Source organism: Psychrobacter sp. TB20-MNA-CIBAN-0197 (assembly GCF_040309765.1).
GTDB lineage: Bacteria > Pseudomonadota > Gammaproteobacteria > Pseudomonadales > Moraxellaceae > Psychrobacter > Psychrobacter submarinus.
On sequence record NZ_JBEOPC010000003.1, the window covers coordinates 25,721 to 45,115 of the forward strand.

The 19,395-nt window shown below is 45.4% G+C and carries 14 protein-coding genes; 8 read left to right on the plus strand and 6 right to left on the minus strand.

Annotated features, from left to right (window positions below; genetic code table 11):
• Positions 1-31 precede the first annotated feature (31 nt).
• From ccmC to ccmA, 3 genes are all read right to left on the minus strand, one after another.
• On the minus strand, positions 32-820 hold the full coding sequence (ccmC, locus tag AAEY83_RS01415; RefSeq protein ID WP_025644795.1) for a heme ABC transporter permease CcmC: 789 nt from the start codon (positions 818-820) through the stop codon (positions 32-34).
• A 263-nt stretch (positions 821-1,083) separates the two neighbouring features.
• Positions 1,084-1,740, minus strand: coding sequence for a heme exporter protein CcmB (locus AAEY83_RS01420; RefSeq protein WP_037058858.1), 657 nt, complete (start codon positions 1,738-1,740; stop codon positions 1,084-1,086).
• A 253-nt stretch (positions 1,741-1,993) separates the two neighbouring features.
• Positions 1,994-2,701 (minus strand): heme ABC exporter ATP-binding protein CcmA, encoded by a 708-nt coding sequence (ccmA, locus tag AAEY83_RS01425; RefSeq protein WP_025644802.1) that lies wholly within the window; start codon positions 2,699-2,701, stop codon positions 1,994-1,996.
• Between the two features lie 259 nt (positions 2,702-2,960).
• Between ccmA and AAEY83_RS01430 the strand changes: the two genes are divergently transcribed.
• From AAEY83_RS01430 to AAEY83_RS01445, 4 genes are all read left to right on the plus strand, one after another.
• Positions 2,961-4,070 (plus strand): hypothetical protein, encoded by a 1,110-nt coding sequence (locus AAEY83_RS01430; RefSeq protein WP_025644803.1) that lies wholly within the window; start codon positions 2,961-2,963, stop codon positions 4,068-4,070.
• 81 nt (positions 4,071-4,151) lie between these two features.
• Complete coding sequence (locus tag AAEY83_RS01435) at positions 4,152-4,982, plus strand: type III secretion system chaperone family protein (RefSeq protein ID WP_025644805.1); 831 nt, start codon at positions 4,152-4,154, stop codon at positions 4,980-4,982.
• Positions 4,983-5,075: 93 nt separating this feature from the next.
• Positions 5,076-5,987, plus strand: coding sequence for a histone deacetylase family protein (locus AAEY83_RS01440; RefSeq protein WP_025644807.1), 912 nt, complete (start codon positions 5,076-5,078; stop codon positions 5,985-5,987).
• Positions 5,988-6,563: 576 nt separating this feature from the next.
• On the plus strand, positions 6,564-7,985 hold the full coding sequence (locus tag AAEY83_RS01445) for an SLC13 family permease (protein ID WP_025644809.1): 1,422 nt from the start codon (positions 6,564-6,566) through the stop codon (positions 7,983-7,985).
• 262 nt (positions 7,986-8,247) lie between these two features.
• Here AAEY83_RS01445 and AAEY83_RS01450 read toward each other — a convergent pair whose 3' ends face one another.
• Positions 8,248-9,024, minus strand: coding sequence for a TSUP family transporter (locus tag AAEY83_RS01450; protein WP_037058804.1), 777 nt, complete (start codon positions 9,022-9,024; stop codon positions 8,248-8,250).
• A 70-nt stretch (positions 9,025-9,094) separates the two neighbouring features.
• On the minus strand, positions 9,095-10,438 hold the full coding sequence (gene coaBC, locus AAEY83_RS01455) for a bifunctional phosphopantothenoylcysteine decarboxylase/phosphopantothenate--cysteine ligase CoaBC (RefSeq protein WP_025644813.1): 1,344 nt from the start codon (positions 10,436-10,438) through the stop codon (positions 9,095-9,097).
• Positions 10,439-10,644: 206 nt separating this feature from the next.
• Between coaBC and radC the strand changes: the two genes are divergently transcribed.
• The 3 genes from radC to AAEY83_RS01470 all read left to right on the plus strand — a co-directional run bounded on the left by radC (position 10,645) and on the right by AAEY83_RS01470 (position 16,771).
• Positions 10,645-11,328, plus strand: a complete 684-nt coding sequence (gene radC, locus AAEY83_RS01460) for a RadC family protein (RefSeq protein WP_025644814.1) — start codon at positions 10,645-10,647, stop codon at positions 11,326-11,328.
• Between the two features lie 422 nt (positions 11,329-11,750).
• Positions 11,751-14,666: an acyl-CoA dehydrogenase gene (locus AAEY83_RS01465; RefSeq protein ID WP_025644816.1), complete on the plus strand. Its 2,916-nt coding sequence runs from the start codon at positions 11,751-11,753 to the stop codon at positions 14,664-14,666.
• 728 nt (positions 14,667-15,394) lie between these two features.
• Positions 15,395-16,771, plus strand: coding sequence for a dicarboxylate/amino acid:cation symporter (locus tag AAEY83_RS01470; protein ID WP_025644818.1), 1,377 nt, complete (start codon positions 15,395-15,397; stop codon positions 16,769-16,771).
• 143 nt (positions 16,772-16,914) lie between these two features.
• On the opposite strand, the gene AAEY83_RS01475 is transcribed toward AAEY83_RS01470, so the two are convergent.
• The gene (locus tag AAEY83_RS01475) at positions 16,915-17,670 is read right to left on the minus strand and encodes a TSUP family transporter (protein WP_025644820.1); all 756 of its coding nucleotides are present in this window, start codon (positions 17,668-17,670) and stop codon (positions 16,915-16,917) included.
• 505 nt (positions 17,671-18,175) lie between these two features.
• On the opposite strand from AAEY83_RS01475, the gene nhaA reads away from it, so the two are divergent.
• Positions 18,176-19,375 carry a Na+/H+ antiporter NhaA gene (gene nhaA / locus AAEY83_RS01480; protein ID WP_025644822.1) on the plus strand — a complete coding sequence of 400 codons (1,200 nt, stop codon included), beginning with the start codon at positions 18,176-18,178 and terminating at the stop codon, positions 19,373-19,375.
• The last annotated feature ends 20 nt before the right edge of the window (positions 19,376-19,395 follow it).

Sequence of the window (19,395 nt, forward strand, 5' to 3'; positions counted from 1 at the left end):
ATTATTAACGTTGTTACTATTTAAGTTGCTACTATTTACGTTGATTGCGGATGTATTCTTTGACCCAAGCTTTGCTTTGATCGCGGTTTAAGATTAGGGTATTGGTCCGATAGATCGCAAGCGCTGCTACTAATAAATAGCTCCCTATCACCATGAGCAGCAATGGCAGCCACATGTCTGCTGACATTTTTGGCGCTTCGGTCAGCGTAAAGGTCGCGCCTTGATGTAGCGTATTCCACCACTCCACTGAGTACTTGATTATCGGCAGATTCACCGCGCCGACGATGGATAAAATGGCGGCGGCTTTACCGCGATTAGAGGTATGCTCAAACGCAGCAAATAACGCCATTACCCCTGCGTACAAAAACGCCAAAATCAGCATCGAGGTCAGACGCGCGTCCCACACCCAGTAAGTGCCCCAAGTGGGCTTGGCCCAAATTGAGCCAGTAAGTAAACTAATCACGCACAACAAAAACCCAAAAGGCGCGAGTGCTTGCGCCACTAAGCTTGCCGTCTTTATCTTCCACACCATAAAGATCACCCCTAATACCGCTAGGGCAAAATAGATGGAGATCGCAAGGCTGGCAGCAGGAACATGAATAAAAATAATTCGGTAGCTATTACCTTGCAGATAATCAGGCGGCGCAAAGGCCAAACCCCAAATACTGCCTATAGCCAGACAAATAGCCGCCAAAATACTAAGCCACTTCACCCAAGGCGAAAAGATACGAAAGAACTGCTTAGTCCCTACAGTAATCAAAAAACCTTGCCAAAGGCGCTGCCACACATTTGGCGATGAGACATTGTTGAGGTTGGGCATGGATTAGACCTATTACATAGCAAGTAAATGAAGCAGGCTTATGAGAGAGTAATCATTAACAAAGCTAGTAAGATAAACTAGCAACGATAAGCTAGTCATTATCACTAACGCCTTGTTTATAGTCGTTTTTTGCTCACCTTATCGTTGCTAGGTCACCAGCAAAAACGAGTATCCTCTATTATAGCAAAGTTAGCGCTTTTAACCACGCTGTAAACTCAAAGCCTAAACTTTCGCACAGCTCATCGCTAAAGCGCCTAATTGTTTTAATTCAGCCAAGACATTTTCAGCGTCATCGCAACCACCCAAGGCATTACCAGTAGGGAGATTATGCTACCCGCTAAGAGTAACGCCAAAATAGGCAAACCATTGAGGCCCGTCGCAAATAAGTCCACTGCACCCGTCGCAAAAATCAATACCGGTAGCTGCATCGGTAGCGCAATCAGAGGTACAAGCACCGCGCCGTTTTTTAGGGATAACGTTAAGCTACTGGCAATCGCTGAGAGCATCAGCAACATCGGACTACCAACGATAATCGACGCCATCAAGATACCCGCCTCAAACCAACTCAGGCCAAATAAAGGCACCGCTAATAAGCTCAGTAACGCCACAATGCCACTACTAAACAGCCAATGAATGGTGAGGCGCATCAGCACCCATAACGGTAGTGAGGCTTTGGCGACGACCAATTGCGCAAGCGTGCCGTTATCGAGTGCAGGCTTGAACAGTCCATCAACGCCCATAACTAAGGAGAGTAAAGCGGCAATCCACACCGCTGGCACTCCTAAGCGCTGCAATAGCTGCGGCTCGCTACCGACGGCAAGCGGAAATAAAGTCACAATCACCAAAAACAGTACTAATGGATATAACCACTGTACCGCGCCTTGCTGCTTGACTTGCCATTCACGACGCCACAATTGCATGAAGCTGATAGTGCGAGCAGCATTATTTATATCGCCAATATTAGCATCGCCATCATTATTGATATGACCACTATTTATATTTTGTATGCGGCTTTCCGTCATTCGTTACCCTTTATAGCCCTTTATCCTATACACCTAGCATCATATATTGAACATAACCCGTGCTATATATAAGCAATGTCTAGCATTGGTTGGCATCACTTAGCATTGTTTAGCATTGTCATTACTGCAAAACAGTCGTTACCTAAACCCATTACGGTATATCTAAATCTTCGTCATCTGATAAATCAGGCTCTAGTGACTCATGTTCTGACAAGTCAAGATACGCTGACAAGTCCAGCACTTGATTGGCCACATCGACGGCCTGATGACTGGTCATTATTATCGCTCCTCCTGCCGCGGCAAACGCTTGTAAGTGCTCTTGCATTCGCGCCACCATATCGACATCGAGTGCCGTAAACGGCTCATCGAGTAGCCACAAAGGGGTGACATCAGGGCTCAATAGGTAAAGGCGGGATAAAGTAATACGCCGCGTCTGCCCAGCGGATAAGTGGCTTGAGCTGATGGTCTCAAAACCCTGCAAACCCACCCAAGCTAAAGCTTCATCAATATCATAGACGCTTGGCGTTATACCATATAGATTAAGCAAAAAAGTTAGGTTTTGGGCCACAGTGAGATTGGGATGAATACCGAGCTGATGCGAGACGTATAATGGTTGCACTGGCAAACCTTGCTGACCTAGATAGTCTATGTGCCCTGTTAATACTGGCAATAGACCTGCTAGCTGCATCAGCAAGGTGGTTTTACCCGTACCATTAGCACCAATGAGATGACAAATATCGCCAGCTGCTAACTGCAGATCAACGCCCGCGCACAAAGGCGTCTCACCGCGTTGTACGGTCACATTGTTAAGCGCTAACACCGGCATTGTTTGAGTAGCACAAAAAGATGACACGTCCATCGAAACCTCTTATCTATTATTGCTTGAGTATTGTCTTAGCACAGTTCAATACTCAGGCTCGTAGCGATTTTAGCATTCGCTTGAGAAACGGTCTGTAATCTACAAACTGATTATAAACAATCCTCACAAGCATCTCGCACAAACATTCATTAAAAACATCCGTTACCTTCATGTCATAATACGCTATGCTAATACCACCACTGCAAACCTATAGTATAGCAAATAGTCGAATCTCATAATTTTAAATATGGCTGTAAATATGACCGCAAATACAACAATAGATACAACATCATCAAAGCCTACAAACAACTCTACGCCTGATACTTTACAGGGCAACTCACCCAGTCATAATGCCAATAAAGAGCAGCTGGCGGACTCCTCAATTCATAAGCTAATCGAGGCCCAGATTGAGTTTACGCAGCAGTGGCTCTGTCAGCAAGCTAAGCCGCTGGTCAATGACGCTTGGCAATGGCTTGGTACCCAGCCAATGCGTCAATACCTAAGCTGTGAGGACTTACAGCATCTCATTAATGACTGGCTCCTCACTCAGCCGATGACTGAAGTCATGCGCACCGATATTAGAGCTATCCTGCAGACTGTGATTTATCATCCTGTCAATGACAACGTGCCGCTATCTGAGCTTGTCGATGAGACGCAAGTACAGACGCTAGCGAATTATATCGGCAGTCATCAGCAGCAGCGTAACGGACTGATACACGCGCTCATCGGTAATGACACCTTCGCCGATCTGCTGACTCAAACCTTGTATCACGCTATCAACGACTTTATGGAAAGCACGTTAGATAAAGCGGGCGGCGTCGGTAAGCTGATGAAAATGGGTCGTAGCTCTTTTGAAAAAGCCACCAATCGTAACTTAGACGAAAAACTGCAAACTTATTTACACCGTAATATCAAGGATTTAACCAATAAAGCAGAAGCGAATGCCCAAGCGCACTTATCTAACGAGGAAGTCTCAAGGCTACTCGTAATGGGCTGGGCCCGTATCAAAGATCAGCCCGTGAGCCAACTACAAACCTACTTAGACAACGATCCTGATAATGGGAGTATTCAGCACATCGAAGCCAGCGTACAGCAAAGCTATAATCGTCTGCGCCTCTCGCCTTATCTGCGCAGTTTAGTCGCGGCGAGTGTCGAGACTTGGTATGACAATCATCAAGGCGACACTATCGCAGCCTTAGCCGCTAGCGTCAATATTGATGAGCTAGCCGTATCTAAACTCACTCCTACGCTATTGCCTATCATCGAGGATGCTATCAATAGCGAATGGCTGAGCGCGCATCTACGCGATATGTTGCAGGCCTTTTATGAGCAGCCTAATATTCAACAAATATTTGCGACAAAAGACTAATAGCTCCTTATTTGCTATTATTTTACAGACTAGAAGATAATGGATTATCTTTGTATCCGCTCACACTTATAAGACAAAACTATGGATAGTAAGTCTAAACTCAGCTTATGGCAAAAACTCAAGCGACTACTCACCAGTAGCGCGCCGCAAGACAGCAGTCCTGCTGACAATATTGACCATAAAGACAATGTTAGCAATGATAACAGTGCTATTGGCGCGGACAGGAAACAACCTGAAAGCTTGCGCACTGAGAGTGCAAAGGATGACAATAAAAATAATCGTGTAGCCGATAATATTAATACCAGCAAAACGACTAAGGCCTCGTCAAGACAGGACTTCTCAAAGCGAGCGTCTTTAAGCAAAGATTCTATTAATAGCCCAAATCAGACGCCGATTATCGATTATTTAAAGCTCTATTTTCGTAGTAAACACTGGCATTATACGCACTACAAACCTAGGATCTCGGACGCTGAGCAGTCGCACTATCTATCACTGCGGATGAGAAACCGAAAAATAGACTGCGGCTACTTATTTCGAGTCCAAGAAAAAGAGCGTTTACTCGCGGTTTATGGGATTTTACCGTTTTTGATACCAGAGAGTCATCAAAGTGCGGCGATGTTACTGATGACCCAACTCAACTACGATATGGTCGTGGGTAATCTAGAGATGGATGTCAGCGATGGTGAGATGCGCTACAAAAACGCGCTTGATGTCGAAGTGTTAGGACTCGATGACGATATCATTGAGCATTTACTACAAAGCGTAGTCGCTATGACCACTGTTGCTTACGAGGTATTTAGTGACTTGCTAAATACGCAAGAGCCTAGCGAGGATATGCCCACTTTATTAGGCGAATTACGCGCGCAAGTGGATGCGCGTACTTATTTTTTAGCCAGCAAAAAAATGCAATAACCGCTTTTTTAAAATCATCGCTTTAAGATTATTGTTGTAAGATCACCATTTTAAATTCTCCGCTTTAAAACCACCGTTCTAAAAGATAGTACTATGTTGAAAATAGCTTATTCTGAAGTGTTTCGTTATGTCGTACCTGAAAGACACCGCTTCCCTATGCAAAAATACACTATGATTCCTGAGCGCTTATTGCGTGAAGGCACCATTACTCCCGATAACTTTTTTGCGCCAAAACGGCTGACAGAAGCGGAGATCTTAACGACGCATACGGCTGACTATTGGCATAAGCTCAAGACTCAAACCTTAACCCGCAAAGAGGCGCGACCTATCGGTTTTGAGATGACTGAGGCTTTAGTCGACCGCGGTCGGCATATCGCACATGCCACTTATGAGTGCGCGCTATACGCTCAGCAGTATGGGGTAGCGATGAATGTCGCCGGCGGCACCCATCACGCTTTTGCCGGTCATGGTGAGGGTTTTTGTGTATTTAATGATGTCTGTATCGCCAGCAACTTACTGCTAAACCGCGGACAGGCGAGCAAAATACTGGTTGTCGATTTGGATGTGCATCAAGGCAATGGCAATGCCAGTATTATGGCTGATGAGCCTAGAGTGTTTATCTTTAGCATGCACGGCGCCAAGAATTATCCTTTTCGTAAGCAGATCTCTGACTTAGATATTGAGCTTGATAACGATACTGGCGATGAAGAGTACTTGCGCGTATTAAAAGACACTTTGCCGCGCTTACTAGACGAGGTCGCCCCCGATATGATTTTTTATCAATCGGCGGTCGATGTACTAGCGACTGATAAATTAGGCAAGCTAGCGCTCACTCAAGCCGGCTGTAAAGCGCGTGATGAGTACGTATTGCAGCAAGCCAAAGACGCTGATATTCCAGTCGCTATTGTGATGGGCGGCGGCTATTCAGAGGATATTGAGGATGTCGTTGAGGCGCACTGTAATACTTTTCGGATAGCGCAGCGGCTTTATTTCGGTAATGAGTAAACGGTTCATCGATAGTAGTCAATAATGAACCAGATATTAAATCTTTTACCCTTCACTTTATTAGGGCGTGTTGAACATTCACAAATGCGCACTGCTGATGCTAAAATAGTTCTAGTCTAAGTGAAAATTGCAGGTAATGCTTATTGCATTGGATAGCTGATTTTATTTAAACAGTAACAACGACTAGGGCGATTTTAGCATCAGCCCTAACTACAACAACAGGGACAGTACTTTTTTTTGCCGCTTTATTGATAAAAATAGACGCTTAGAACAACTAAACTTACCATTTTTATCTGCAAATCGCCTAAAAAATAGTCTCTGTCAGTGCCATGGTCGAATGTTCAACACGCCCTATTATGGATTGGCTGTGAAGCATCAAAAATAGTCATTATTTTAACCGACATCATTCTGCTACTATAGCTTCCATATTTATGGCTAAATTTTTTATGTGGCTAAAGATAAGACTTGGCGACTTATAGCAGCTGTCCTTAAAAGCGATTAGTCTATTCATCATTCTCTATCAGTAGCCTCTAGTTAATACTCCCACCATATCTCTGCGCATAACAAGGACTATTCATGTCAGAACAAAAATTAGATGATCACCTGCCTAAAGACGGTAATGAGTATTTATTTACCGATACTTTTCCAAAAGGTACAGGCAAAGGATTGATCGTCGTCGCTATAGCAGCAGTAGTCAGTCTAGTGATTTATAACATTCTGCCATTTGATATCAGTGCCAATAAAGGCTTGGCAATGTTGTTCTTCATCGGCGCGCTTTGGCTTACCGAAGCGGTCCACGTCACTATTACCGCCATACTGGTCGTGGTAATAGGAACGCTGATTGGCATTCCAGATTTTGATGCAAGAATTGGTTTGCAAAGCTTTGCCAACCCCATCATTTATTTGTTTTTTGGTGGTTTTGCTTTAGCAGCAGCATTGCACGTACAGCAATTAGACAAAAAGATTGCCCTAAAAATACTATCTTTGTCAGGTGGTAAATTGGGTACCGCCGTGTTTTTGATATTTGGGGTGACGGCGTTTTTGTCGATGTGGATATCGAATACCGCAACTGCCGCGATGATGTTACCGTTAGCGCTAGGTATTTTAACCCAAGTAGATCGCGAAAAAGATCGTGGCACCTTTGTATTCGTGTTATTAGGTATTGCTTATTCAGCCAGTCTTGGCGGATTAGGGACTATCGTAGGTTCACCGCCTAATGCTATCGCTGCCAAAGCTTTAGATATCGCTTTTATCGATTGGATGAAGTTTGGTATCCCGATGATGCTAGTGTTGTTACCTATCTTGCTGGGTGCGATGTACTTGGTACTCAAACCTAATCTCAATCGACAAGTCACTATTGCGCAAGATGAGGTTATTGAGTGGAATAAACCAAGAATAGTCACTATCATTGTTTTTGTTTTGACAGCGCTTAGCTGGATATTCTCCAAAAAAATAGGTGCAGCATTAGATATCTCTGATACAGATGCTGTGATTGCATTATCAGCCGCGGCAGCTGTCGTTAGCTTAGGGTTAGTATCTTGGAAGCAAGTCTCTGATAATACCGACTGGGGCGTGCTCATGTTATTCGGTGGCGGTATCGCGCTATCGACAGTGTTAAAAGTCTCTGGCGCCTCTTTAGTGCTAGGGGAAACCGTTGCTAGCGCTTTATCAGCGGCGCCGCTCATCCTAGTGATGATTGCTATTTCAGCTTTTATCATCTTTTTGACCGAATTTGCCTCCAATACGGCATCTGCTGCACTATTAGTCCCTGTGTTTGCAGCGATTGCTGAGCAGATGGGTATTCCAAGTGAAGTATTAGTACTGGTAATCGGCATTGGTGCTTCGTGCGCCTTTATGCTACCTGTAGCCACGCCGCCGAATGCGATCGTATTTGGTACGGGGTTAATCAAACAATCTGAGATGATACGTACAGGCGTGGTTCTTAATATCATAGCTACAGGCGTTATTGGACTATGGGCGTACTTCTTTTTACTTTAAGTGAGTCCTATACAAAACAGCAATAACAACAAAGCCAAAACCTCACTGTTAATGTCATGACTTAGCAGTGAGGTTTTTTTATAGGTATACCGTTATAGACATACCGATAGTTGTTTCATTTTTAAAAGTATGTTGTGGCTATAGTCAATCAATATGAAAAGTGGTACAAGGCAGACGAGTGCAAGTACTACAGTAGTAGGCTAAACGAGTCTAACGCTTTAACACTTTAATAGTGGTTCGACTATATCTTTTTATAGGGTCATTACATCATTAATGCGGTTATTCCCTGCCAGCCAACGCGCAAACCCAGTCCCGTTAAAATCAGTAGAATAAGCTGACGAAAGCGCGCTTGCGGTAAATAACGACGTAAGCGAATCCCTACTAATAAGGCAACAACAGATACCGCACTAAGGATAGCTATCAGTTGCCACTCACTCCCTGTCAGCGCCATAATAGGCTCACGCAAGACAATAATTTGCGCAATCTTCCCTAAGAAATAACACATATTGCCGACTTTGGCGATAGTATCTTTATCATCGCTCGCTGACAATAAGTACATCATCAAAATAGTCGACATGGCATTCGTCGCGCCGCCTATGATACCTGCGCTTAGACCTACGATAATGAGCATAGCCTTGGTATTTGGCAGACGTATTTGTTTGCCCAGCAGTGCCGTTATGACATAAAAACTTATCACCGCGGCCAGTAACAATAAGATGTAAGCGCTCTCCACCCATAAGAGCAGTTTTGCCCCCAGTAGACTGCCAAGCAAACTCATCAAAGCCAATAGCCAGTAACGTTTGCCATAATAAGTGAGGTTTTGCCAAACACTACGTCCCCCACCACTCAGCCAAGTCATGGCATTGAGTAGTAGTGAGGGAAAAATAACCAATACAATAGCGTGCGGCAAAGGGTAAAGACTCGCTAAAGCGGTAGTCGTCACCAAAGTCACGCCAAGTCCGCTAATACCATGCAGCAGCGACGCGAAGCCAAATATAGCTAATAAAAGTAGCGTCTGTGTGTGCTCATCAGCCACCATTGCGCTCACCTGTTAAACTTGTATGGCATAACTGCGCTTGCATGACTGCCTTTATTAGTGCGCAAAACCATTAGCGCTTTGCCAAGGTCTGACCTATCAAAGTGGTCAATTGCTCTGCGATTTTGTTTTTGCTGGCTTTATCGAGCACTACTGCGTCCTGATCATAGTGTTCAGCAAAAAACACTTGCATGGCATTATCATCGCTTGCAAAGCCGATATCAGCTCGGGAGACATCATTACAAGCAATCATGTCTAAATCTTTGGCCGCAAGCTTACCACGCGCGTAGCGCTCAACGTCCTGGGTTTCTGCGGCAAAGCCAACGACAAACAGCTCTGGATGCGCTAAAGAAATTGTCGCTAAAATGTCTGGGTTTTTGACCAAATCAAGCGACATAGCGTCCTGAGTTTTTTTGATTTTTTGCGGCGCAGCATCGCGAGTCCGATAGTCAGCAACGGCGGCGGTCGCGATAAAGATATCTGCCGGTTTAGTGAGACGACTTTCTTCGATATAGCTATCCGTATCCTTACAACCACAGCAATCGTCATGCTCGTGGTCATGGCTATGATGCTCGTCAAACGCTAAGGCTGGCAGAGCTTGTAAGGCGCTATGTGTGCCATCGACACATTGCTGCGCGGCGCTCAGCATTTGCTCGGCTGACAGCACATCGATGCGCGTGACACCCGTCGGCGTCGGCAGACTCACCTTACCACCGACGATTAGCACCACCTCCGCGCCAGCATCACGGCAGGCATTAGCTAGTGCAAAACCCATCTTGCCAGAAGAGTGATTGGACAAATAGCGCACCGGATCTATCGCCTCAACCGTTGGCCCTGCGGTAATCACCACTCGCCTGCCCGTTAAACTCTGTTCAATAGACTGCTGCTTATAAAACAGTTGCACCTCGCTCAATAGCTGCTCAGGCTCAGGCAAGCGCCCAGCACCGACATCACCGCAGGCCTGCTCGCCGCTCGCTGGCATAATGATATGATAATTCATATCACGCAAAGTCTGCACATTAAGACTCACCGCCGGATGCGCCCACATTTGCTGATTCATTGCCGGAGCAACCATGACAGGCGCGCTAGTCGCTAGACAAACGGTAGTAAGCAAATCATCGGCCATGCCCATCGCCAGTCGCGCTAGAGTATTGGCAGAAGCGGGCGCGATAATGAGTAAGTCGGCCCACTTGGCCAGCTCGATATGCCCCATACCCGCCTCAGCCTCTTCATCGAGTAGTGAGGTATGTACCTCATTACCAGTTAAAGCTTGCAAGGTAAGCGGGGTAATAAAAGCTTGCGCCCCTGTGGTCATAATGACGCGCACTTCAAACCCTGCTTTGATCAATAAGCGGGCAAAAAAAGCAGATTTATAAGCGGCGACACCGCCGGTGATAGCGAGTAGAACGTTTGACATAAGCATGACATCGATAGGTAATAAAGAAAAGAAAAGATAAAATTTGCGCTTATAGTAACAAGTATGAGATAAGTTAGGTAAGGTTTTATAGTGCTATCGCTAGCTTAGCCATTTTTTATAAAAAACCATGACTAGCTTTGTGAATGAATCAATCAAAAACCGCGCGCAAAACCCCTCCATAACTCTTAGCCAAGAAAGGATGAATAATGGCGATCAAGGATTGGCACGAAGATGATAGACCAAGAGAAAAGCTACTAAAATTTGGCGCAAGTCATCTCTCTGACGCTGAGATACTAGCGATATTTTTGCGCACCGGTACTCAGTCGCAGTCGGCTATTGAGCTGGCAAGGTATTTGATCGATGAGTTTGGCTCGCTTGCCGAGCTGTTAGCTGCGCCAAAAGAGGTCGTTCTTGCCTGCCATGGCATCGGCCCTGCCAAGTATGCCCAGATACTCGCATCGCTTGAGATGGGCACGCGCTACTTAGACAGTAAGCTTAAAACCGGACAGGGACTTGGGCGCTCACAAGTGGTCAAAGACTATATTAGTACGCAATTACGCGGCGAGCACCGAGAAGTCTTTGCCGTCTTGTGTTTAGACAATGCCTTGAGTCTGCTGAACTTTGAGATACTATTTACCGGCGGTATCTCCTCGTGCTCGGTCTGCATCAAACACGTACTTCGCCACGCACTCACTCACGCCGCTAGTCAGTTGATAATCGCTCACAACCATCCTCATACCGACTCTAAACCTTCAGCCGCGGATAATATACTCACTTATGAGCTCAAAAAAGCGTGCGACTTGTTAGATTTATCTTTAGTCGATCACATCATCGTTGGCCGCAATGATACGCTGTCTTATGCCGAACAAGGCCTAGCCCCTTTCGCTTGAATATTGATTATCTTGAGTAGGTATTATAGAAGTTATCAGCTGATGCTTATACTATAACTGAGGATATAAAAACACATCTGCAAAAAATACAGTCTAATCGTGTGATGAGGTCATTATCACTAAATGACTTTCATACTTTCTTTATTTTATATCTCCTTACTCTCTAGCAATGGATACATATTCTCGACATAGAACAGCATTTTTATTCTTGATACTTGTCAGGTATTGTTTCATATTGGAAGATAAAATTATATTACTGTGTTATTGCAGACTGAAAGTTTGATCACTAGATTTCTGTTGCAATGATTGCAGCTTTTAACGTTATATAGAGATGCACCTACTGGTGACTACCATAATTTTATAACGACTCTTTATTTATAACACTACCTTTAGTTTTACTAGCGCTTGTTAAGGAGACCGTCATGGCGATTGGTTTATTTGTTTTGGCAATACTTATTCAGTTAGCCGTGATTTTGGCCATCTTTTTAATGTCGTTGTCGAGGGTGACTGGCAGTATTATCGCTATTGTGACGGTAGTAGTCACCGCCTTTATCAGTCCGTGGTCGCTTATCTTAGGGGTGCCGATTGCCCTACTATGCCTAGTACTTCTTATTACTCCTATCCGCCAAGCGCTTATTACTAAGCCTGTCTATAAGACTTTAGGCGGGGCTATGCCGAGCATGAGCGATACTGAGCGCGAAGCACTCGATGCCGGAACGAGCTGGTGGGAAAAAGAGCTGTTTATGGGCGCGCCTGATTGGAATACCTTTGCTGAGTACCCTTATCCTAAGCTGTCTGCTGAGGAGCAAAGCTTTATCGATAATGAAGTCGAACAGCTTTGCGCGATGATTGATGAGTGGCAGATTCAGCACGAAGATAAGGACTTATCCCCTGAGACTTGGCAATTTATCAAAGATAATGGCTTTTTGGGTTTAATTATTCCTAAAGAATTCGGTGGTCTAGAGTTTAGCTCTTACGCACAAAGCCTTGTGATGAGCAAGATTGCCTCACGATCGCCTACCGCAGCGGTCAGCTGTATGGTGCCAAACTCGCTCGGTCCAGGTGAGCTGCTCATGCATTATGGTACAGACGAGCAAAAGCAGCGCTGGTTACCAGGGCTCGCCAGTGGTGAGGAGATTCCTTGCTTTGGTTTGACAGGACCAGAAGCCGGCTCAGATGCAGGCGCTATCCCTGATACGGGTGTGGTCTGTTATGGCAATCATGAGGGCGAGCAAGTCCTTGGCCTTCGCATGAATTTCTCTAAGCGCTGGATCACGCTAGCGCCTATTGCCACAGTGGTCGGTCTAGCCTTTAAGATGTACGATCCAGAAGGTCTACTTGGCGATGCCGATAAGACAGATTATGGCATTACTTGTGCGCTAGTGCCTGCCAGTCACGAAGGCGTCATTACCGGCCCTCGTCACAATCCTGGTGGCTCGCCCTTTATGAATGGTACGGTCGATGGCACTGATGTCTTTATTCCACTAGATTACATCATCGGCGGGGTCGAAAACGCAGGACGCGGTTGGCGCATGTTGATGGAGTGCTTAGGCGTAGGCCGCGGTATCTCCTTGCCGGCGCTCTCGACCTCAGCAAGCGAGATGACTTATCTGTCGGTCGGTGCTTTTGCTAAGGTGCGTGAGCAGTTTAAAATCTCAGTCGGTAAGTTTGAAGGCGTACAAGATGCGACAAGTCGGATGGCAAGCCAAACTTATATGCTTGAAGCTTTTCGCCATCTAGTAACTTGTGGTCTTAATCAAGGAGGTACGCCATCAGTGATGACGGCTATGGCAAAATACTATGCCACAGAGACCATGCGTGAAGTGGTCAATGATGGTATGGATGTCTTGGGTGGCCGCGGTATTCAGATGGGCCCACGCAACTTCTTATCGACCCCTTATCAGGCTATTCCTGTCTCCGTTACCGTTGAAGGCGCGAATATCTTAACGCGCTCATTGATGATATTTGGTCAAGGCGCGATGCGCTGTCACCCCTATCTATTTGATGAACTACAACTGCTCCAAAGCGAAGACAAGCAAAGCGCGGTAAAAGAGTTTGATACTTTGTTTTTTAAACATTTAGGCTATACCTTTAATCGCGGTGCCCGTGCCTTTGTGGCAGGTTATGTCGGTGGTAGTAGTAAAGCGCCAAGCTTTGCCGATGCCTTTACACGCCCTTACTACAAGCACATTAACCGCTTGAGTGCGAGCTTTGCGCTGACCGCAGACATGGCATTAGGGCTACTGGCAGGGGATCTGAAGCGTAAAGAGATGCTCTCTGGCCGCCTAGCAGACATTCATAGTCATCTATTTATTGCTACGGCTATTTTGCAGTTCTATGAGAATGGCACCAAATCTGAAGCTGAGCGCTTGCATGCCAAGGTCGCTTTACAAGACAGCTTATATACTATCCAAGAAGCTTTTGTCTCTTTATTTGCCAACTTTCCCAACCGCATAGCAGCAAATGTAGTTGGCTTTGTCACCTTCCCTAGCGGCCGTATCTTTACGCCGACAAGCGATGAGCTCAAAGTGAAGCTTGGTGATACCTTTATGGATGATTTTGAAGCTAACCCATTCCGCGATTATCTCAAAACTATGGTCTATTACAGTACCGACCCTGAGGATCCTAATGGACGCATGGAAAATGCGTATCAGACATTACTTGAAGTTGAGCCATTATGGCAAAAATTCAAAAAAGCGGAGCACAAAGGCGAGTTTGCGGGTCTAACCTTTGAAGACCATGTGGTACAAGCCAGTCAAAATGGCGATATCACTGAAAGTGAAGCGGAGCAATTAATCCGCTATAACGGCATTCGCTACGATTCCTTATTGACAGATGTTTTTGATGAGCACTTACAGCACGCTCAAGAGCGTGATAATCCTCATAGTCTAGAGAACGCGGTGCATAAGCTTACCGATTACGCACAGCTCAATAGTAATGCTGCGGCTAAAAACACACCATCACCCGCTCACGATGAAGCGGCAACTGGTTTTCATGAGCAGACTGGTGATGCCAATCCCAATCATGGCTATGAAGAAGATGGTGATGTGGAGATGCGTAGCGAGCAAGATACTGTTAGAGAAACTACTGAGCAAACCGACTTTACGCAAGCCCATCCTGAAGAAGAGGCGCTTAAACATCGTCATCGCGATGCAGAGACAACGCTCAATGAGCGTATGGGCAACAATCATCGTAGCACAGCCTCAGAGCGCGCTGAGCCAAACAGCGCTCAATTGCATGGCACCCAGCTAACGGACAATGCCGACCAGATAGATACTGACCATGCCAATACTGATGACATCAATCACGACGACGTCAATCAAAAAGACAGGGCGTAAAAAACGCAGTCTATCGACGAGCACCTAGACGAGCTGGGCGATAGTGAGCCATGGCAAGACAAACATCGCCACGAGGAAAGCAAAAACTAAGCGATGGACTATTTAGAAAGTGCCTCTTTAGAAAGCACTGTTTTAAAGCACTATTGCTTATTAGCGCGTGACCTCATTTAGAGAGCTATCGATAGAATTAAGAATACGCCTAGCCTCTCATCTTGATAGACTTATGTTTTATAGTAAAGTAATTCTTACCAGTGGCCTGAGACTTAACCATTGATATATTATCTGTCATTTTTACAAAAGACTGCCGCGGTTAGGCAGTCTTTTTTTTGTCCGAGCGTTTTTGGTCATTGCACCCTTTTGATGATGACATTTAACAAAAACGCGTTGGTGCTGGCTTAAATGTCGATATTTTAGCGACGTTAGCCTAATGATTATGGTACTTTTGGCGATTTATAGCATCAGATCTGTTTTTTGCTAAGTGATTATCTCAGCCAATTTTTTGACAAAAAAGCTTAAACCGCCTTTAATCAGTTATAGATTATTATTTAAGTCATAAAAAAATCTTGCAGTAACCTTAACAATTATTTTATATTGTCGAATAGCCTGACATGAAATGACAGACAAAATTTTGCAGATGCAACACCATCAGGCGTAAGGATGGCAATCATAAACGCATTGGTTTAGTAGCACCCTTGATACTGAATGTTACGGATAAAAGGATAGAGTTTATGTGGAAAAATATGGGACTAACGGGCAAGATCATCGTTGCCATGGTGCTCGGTATCATACTGGGATTATTTATCAACTATTCAGGACTGAACGCTGAGGGCGGTTTTGTTAGTACATATATCACCAATGGGTTTTTGGCTATCATCGGCAAGCTATTCGTAAACTCCCTCAAAATGCTGGTCGTGCCTTTGGTACTTATCTCGCTGATTTGCGGGGTGTGCGGTATTGGTGATATTCGCTTGCTTGGGCGCATAGGTACCAAGACTTTCCTAATCTATATGATGACGACCGCGCTTGCCATTGCAACTGCTATCGGGCTTGGGTTTTTATTTGGTATCGGTAAAGGCATGGATGTTGAGACAGAAGCGGCATTTGAAGCCAAGTCTGCGCCACCTCTACTCGATGTTTTTTCAAATATCATTCCGTCAAACCCCATCAGTGCGATGGCAAATGGCGACATGCTGTCGATTATCTTCTTTGCCATCTTGATCGGTATCAGTATTTTGATGGTCGGCAAACCTGCCAAAGGGTTGGTACAAAGCTTGGAGCTGATTAATGAAGTCATCTTAAAGATGGTGACCATCATTATGAATCTTGCGCCTTATGGGGTTTTTGCGCTATTGACCACAGCCATGGCGGAGCTGGGTTTAGATCTGATTTGGTCGTTGCTCGGTTATGTTGCGGTACTGATTGGCTCACTGGCTTTCCACTTTTTTATCACTATGATGATCGTGCTAAAGCTATTTTCTGGTCTGTCTATTAAGACGTTTTTGGCGAAAATGCGCGAAGTACAGATTTTTGCTTTTAGTACCTCAAGCTCGAACGCCACCATTCCGATCACGCTGCGTACCGTCACCAAGCGTATGGGTGTCAACAACTCAGTAGCCTCGTTTACCGTGCCTTTTGGGGCGACCATCAACATGGATGGTACGGCCATCATGCAAGGTACGGCGACCATCTTTATTGCCAATATTTATGGTATTGACTTGGGTGTGACTGAGTATCTGACAGTTATCTTGATGTCAGTGCTGGCCTCTATCGGTACCGCAGGCGTCCCTGGTGTGGGCTTGATCATGCTGTCTATGGTATTTGCTCAAGTCGGCCTGCCCATCGAAGGTATTGGTCTGATCTTGGGTGTGGATCGTATTCTTGATATGCTGCGTACGGCGGTCAACGTCGGCGGCGATGCAGCAGTGACAGCAATCGTGGCAAAATCTGAGGAGAAAATGGACGTCGCTATCTACAACGATCCTGCGGCGGGCACCAAAGACGTCTTTGATGGTCACATCGATGAAGACAATGAGCGTGAGTTCTCTCAAGTGTTTAGTGATGGCATCATGGGTAGTGAGTACGATGATATTGATCGTCGCCGCTAATCGATAAAGCGTTTATTTATTCAATCATAAAAACCCCGGCGATATGAACTGAACCCCGTAAGTTGGACACAACTTATGGGGTATTTTTATGGCTACACCACCTATAAACAGGCTGCATCGATCTCAATACATCACAGCTTGCGTTAGCCAATCACATACTTGGTAATCATGGCAAGGCAGACCAGCACGATGACAGGACGAATCAACTTACTCCCCCCTTTGACCACCATATGCGAGCCAAAATAAGCGCCGATGGTTTGCCCAACCATCATCGCAAGGCCTACGATCCACAGCACATTACCACCTAAGATAAAAAATATAAGTGAGCCGATATTGGTAGATAAATTGAGTACTTTGGCCGCGCCTGTTGCCTCGATGATCTGCCGACCACGTAGCGCCACATTACCCAGCGCAAAAAACATGCCTGTCCCTGGCCCGATATAGCCGTCATAAAACCCAATCAATGGCGCCACAATTTTTTGCCACTTGGCCTCTGAGATACGCGGCGCCGCTTCCACCTCGCCAAGCCTGGGCGCAAACAAAGTATAAATCCCAATAGCGGCAATCAAAAACGGAATCAGTTTTTCGAGTAGATCCGGCGGCGACATCTGTACAGCGATGGTACCGATGACTGAGCCAATAAAAGCCCCGACAATCGCCACCTTTATACTTTTAGGGTTGATGACGCCTTTTTTTATCATTGTAATCGAGGCCGCTAGCGCACCCGAGGCGGCTTGTAGCTTGTTGGTGCCAAGCGTGAGCACTGGCGGGATATTGGCAAGTAGCATGGCTGGTATGGTGAGTAGTCCACCGCCGCCTGCGATGGCATCGATAAAACCGGCTATTGCGGCCACTGCCGTCAGCATTAAGATAATCTCTAAAGAGAGTGATACGTCCATGTTACTGGCCTTATAGTTACTTTATGATGAATAACTGCTGATGAGTGGGGTTCATTTATCGAAGACAAGCCTTAAGCTCTAGAGACTAGCATGCTGAATTGCTGCATTGATAGAATTGATAAAATCATTGACTCAAAAGGGCTAAAACAGCTTATTATAGAGTCAAACTAATAAGAAAACCCAAAAGCATGACAAATTCTGCTAAATTTATCTAAAGCATTTGTATATCAGGCGCTTTTTATCCGCACTGGACAGCATTTGCCAGCACACTATAGTCTCTAAAGCTTGACTCCTGTTTTTAGGACAACAACAGCAAATGCTGTCTTTGAGTAGAGTCTAGAAAATAAAAATTTTGCTTATTCGTATTGTTTTATAATGATATTTAGTGCATTAAATTTTTTATATTGAGAGATTTGTGAGAAACTAAAGCAAACTATTTGTCATCTTATAAAATATAAGTAGAACGATCTAAGTTGACGGTATCAATTGAACAAATGAGGATGATATGGCAGTAAAAAGATTTAAAGCATTTCTTGAGCTCGAGGCGTCAGGCGGCATTGTATTAGCGCTGGCAGCTATCGTGGCGATGATTATTGCCAATAGCCCTCTTAGTACTTGGTACGAATCCTTTATTCATGCGCCAGTCGCCATTCAGATAGGTAGCTTTGCGATTGCCAAAGATGCCCATCATTGGATTAATGATGGTTTGATGGCGATTTTCTTTTTTTTGGTCGGTCTTGAGCTCAAGCGCGAAGTGCTCATCGGCGAGCTGTCCAATGTCAAACAAATCATTTTGCCAGCCGGTGCCGCTATCGGTGGTATGGTCTTCCCAGCCATCGTGTATATGGCCTTTAACTATAACGAGCCTGAATTTTGGGCAGGTTGGGCTATTCCAGCGGCGACGGATATTGCCTTTGCCCTTGGTATCTTAAGCTTACTTGGCAGCCGAGTCCCTAACTCACTAAAAGTGTTTTTAGTATCGATTGCTATTTTCGATGATATTGGCGCTATTTTGATCATTGCCTTGTTTTATACCAGCGAACTATCCCTTGAGTCATTGGCCTTTGCAGGGCTATGCTTGCCATTTTTGTATTTGCTAAACCGTCGCAACGTGACCAGTATCACTCCCTACCTGCTCATCGGCGTTATCATGTGGATAGCCGTCCTCAAGTCGGGTATCCATGCGACATTAGCGGGCGTGGTGTTGGCGTTGTTTATTCCTATGTTTGATCGCACTGACCCTGAGCACTCCCCTGTCGAAGAGCTAGAGCACGACCTACACAACACCGTGGCTTTTGGTATCTTGCCCCTATTTGCCTTTGCCAACTCAGGCATCTCGCTCAAAGGCGCAGGGTTTGCAGAGCTGTTTCACTCTGTACCGCTGGGGATTGCCGCCGGTTTATTTATCGGTAAGCAATTGGGTGTCATGGCGATGTGCTGGTTGATCTTCAAGCTCGGTATCTCAACCATGCCAAAAGGCATGAATTATAAGCAAATTTATGGTGCTGCGCTATTATGCGGTGTGGGTTTTACCATGAGCTTATTTATCGGTGGTCTTGCCTTTGGCGGCGGCTCGCCATTATTCGATGAGCGCTTAGGTATTATCATGGGCTCTATCGTCTCTGGGGTTGCAGGTTACCTCATGCTCAAAGTCAGCCTAAAAGACAACGTCAGCGGCACCTCAGTGGACCTAACGCGTCATTAATACGGTTGCGCCGTGCAGTG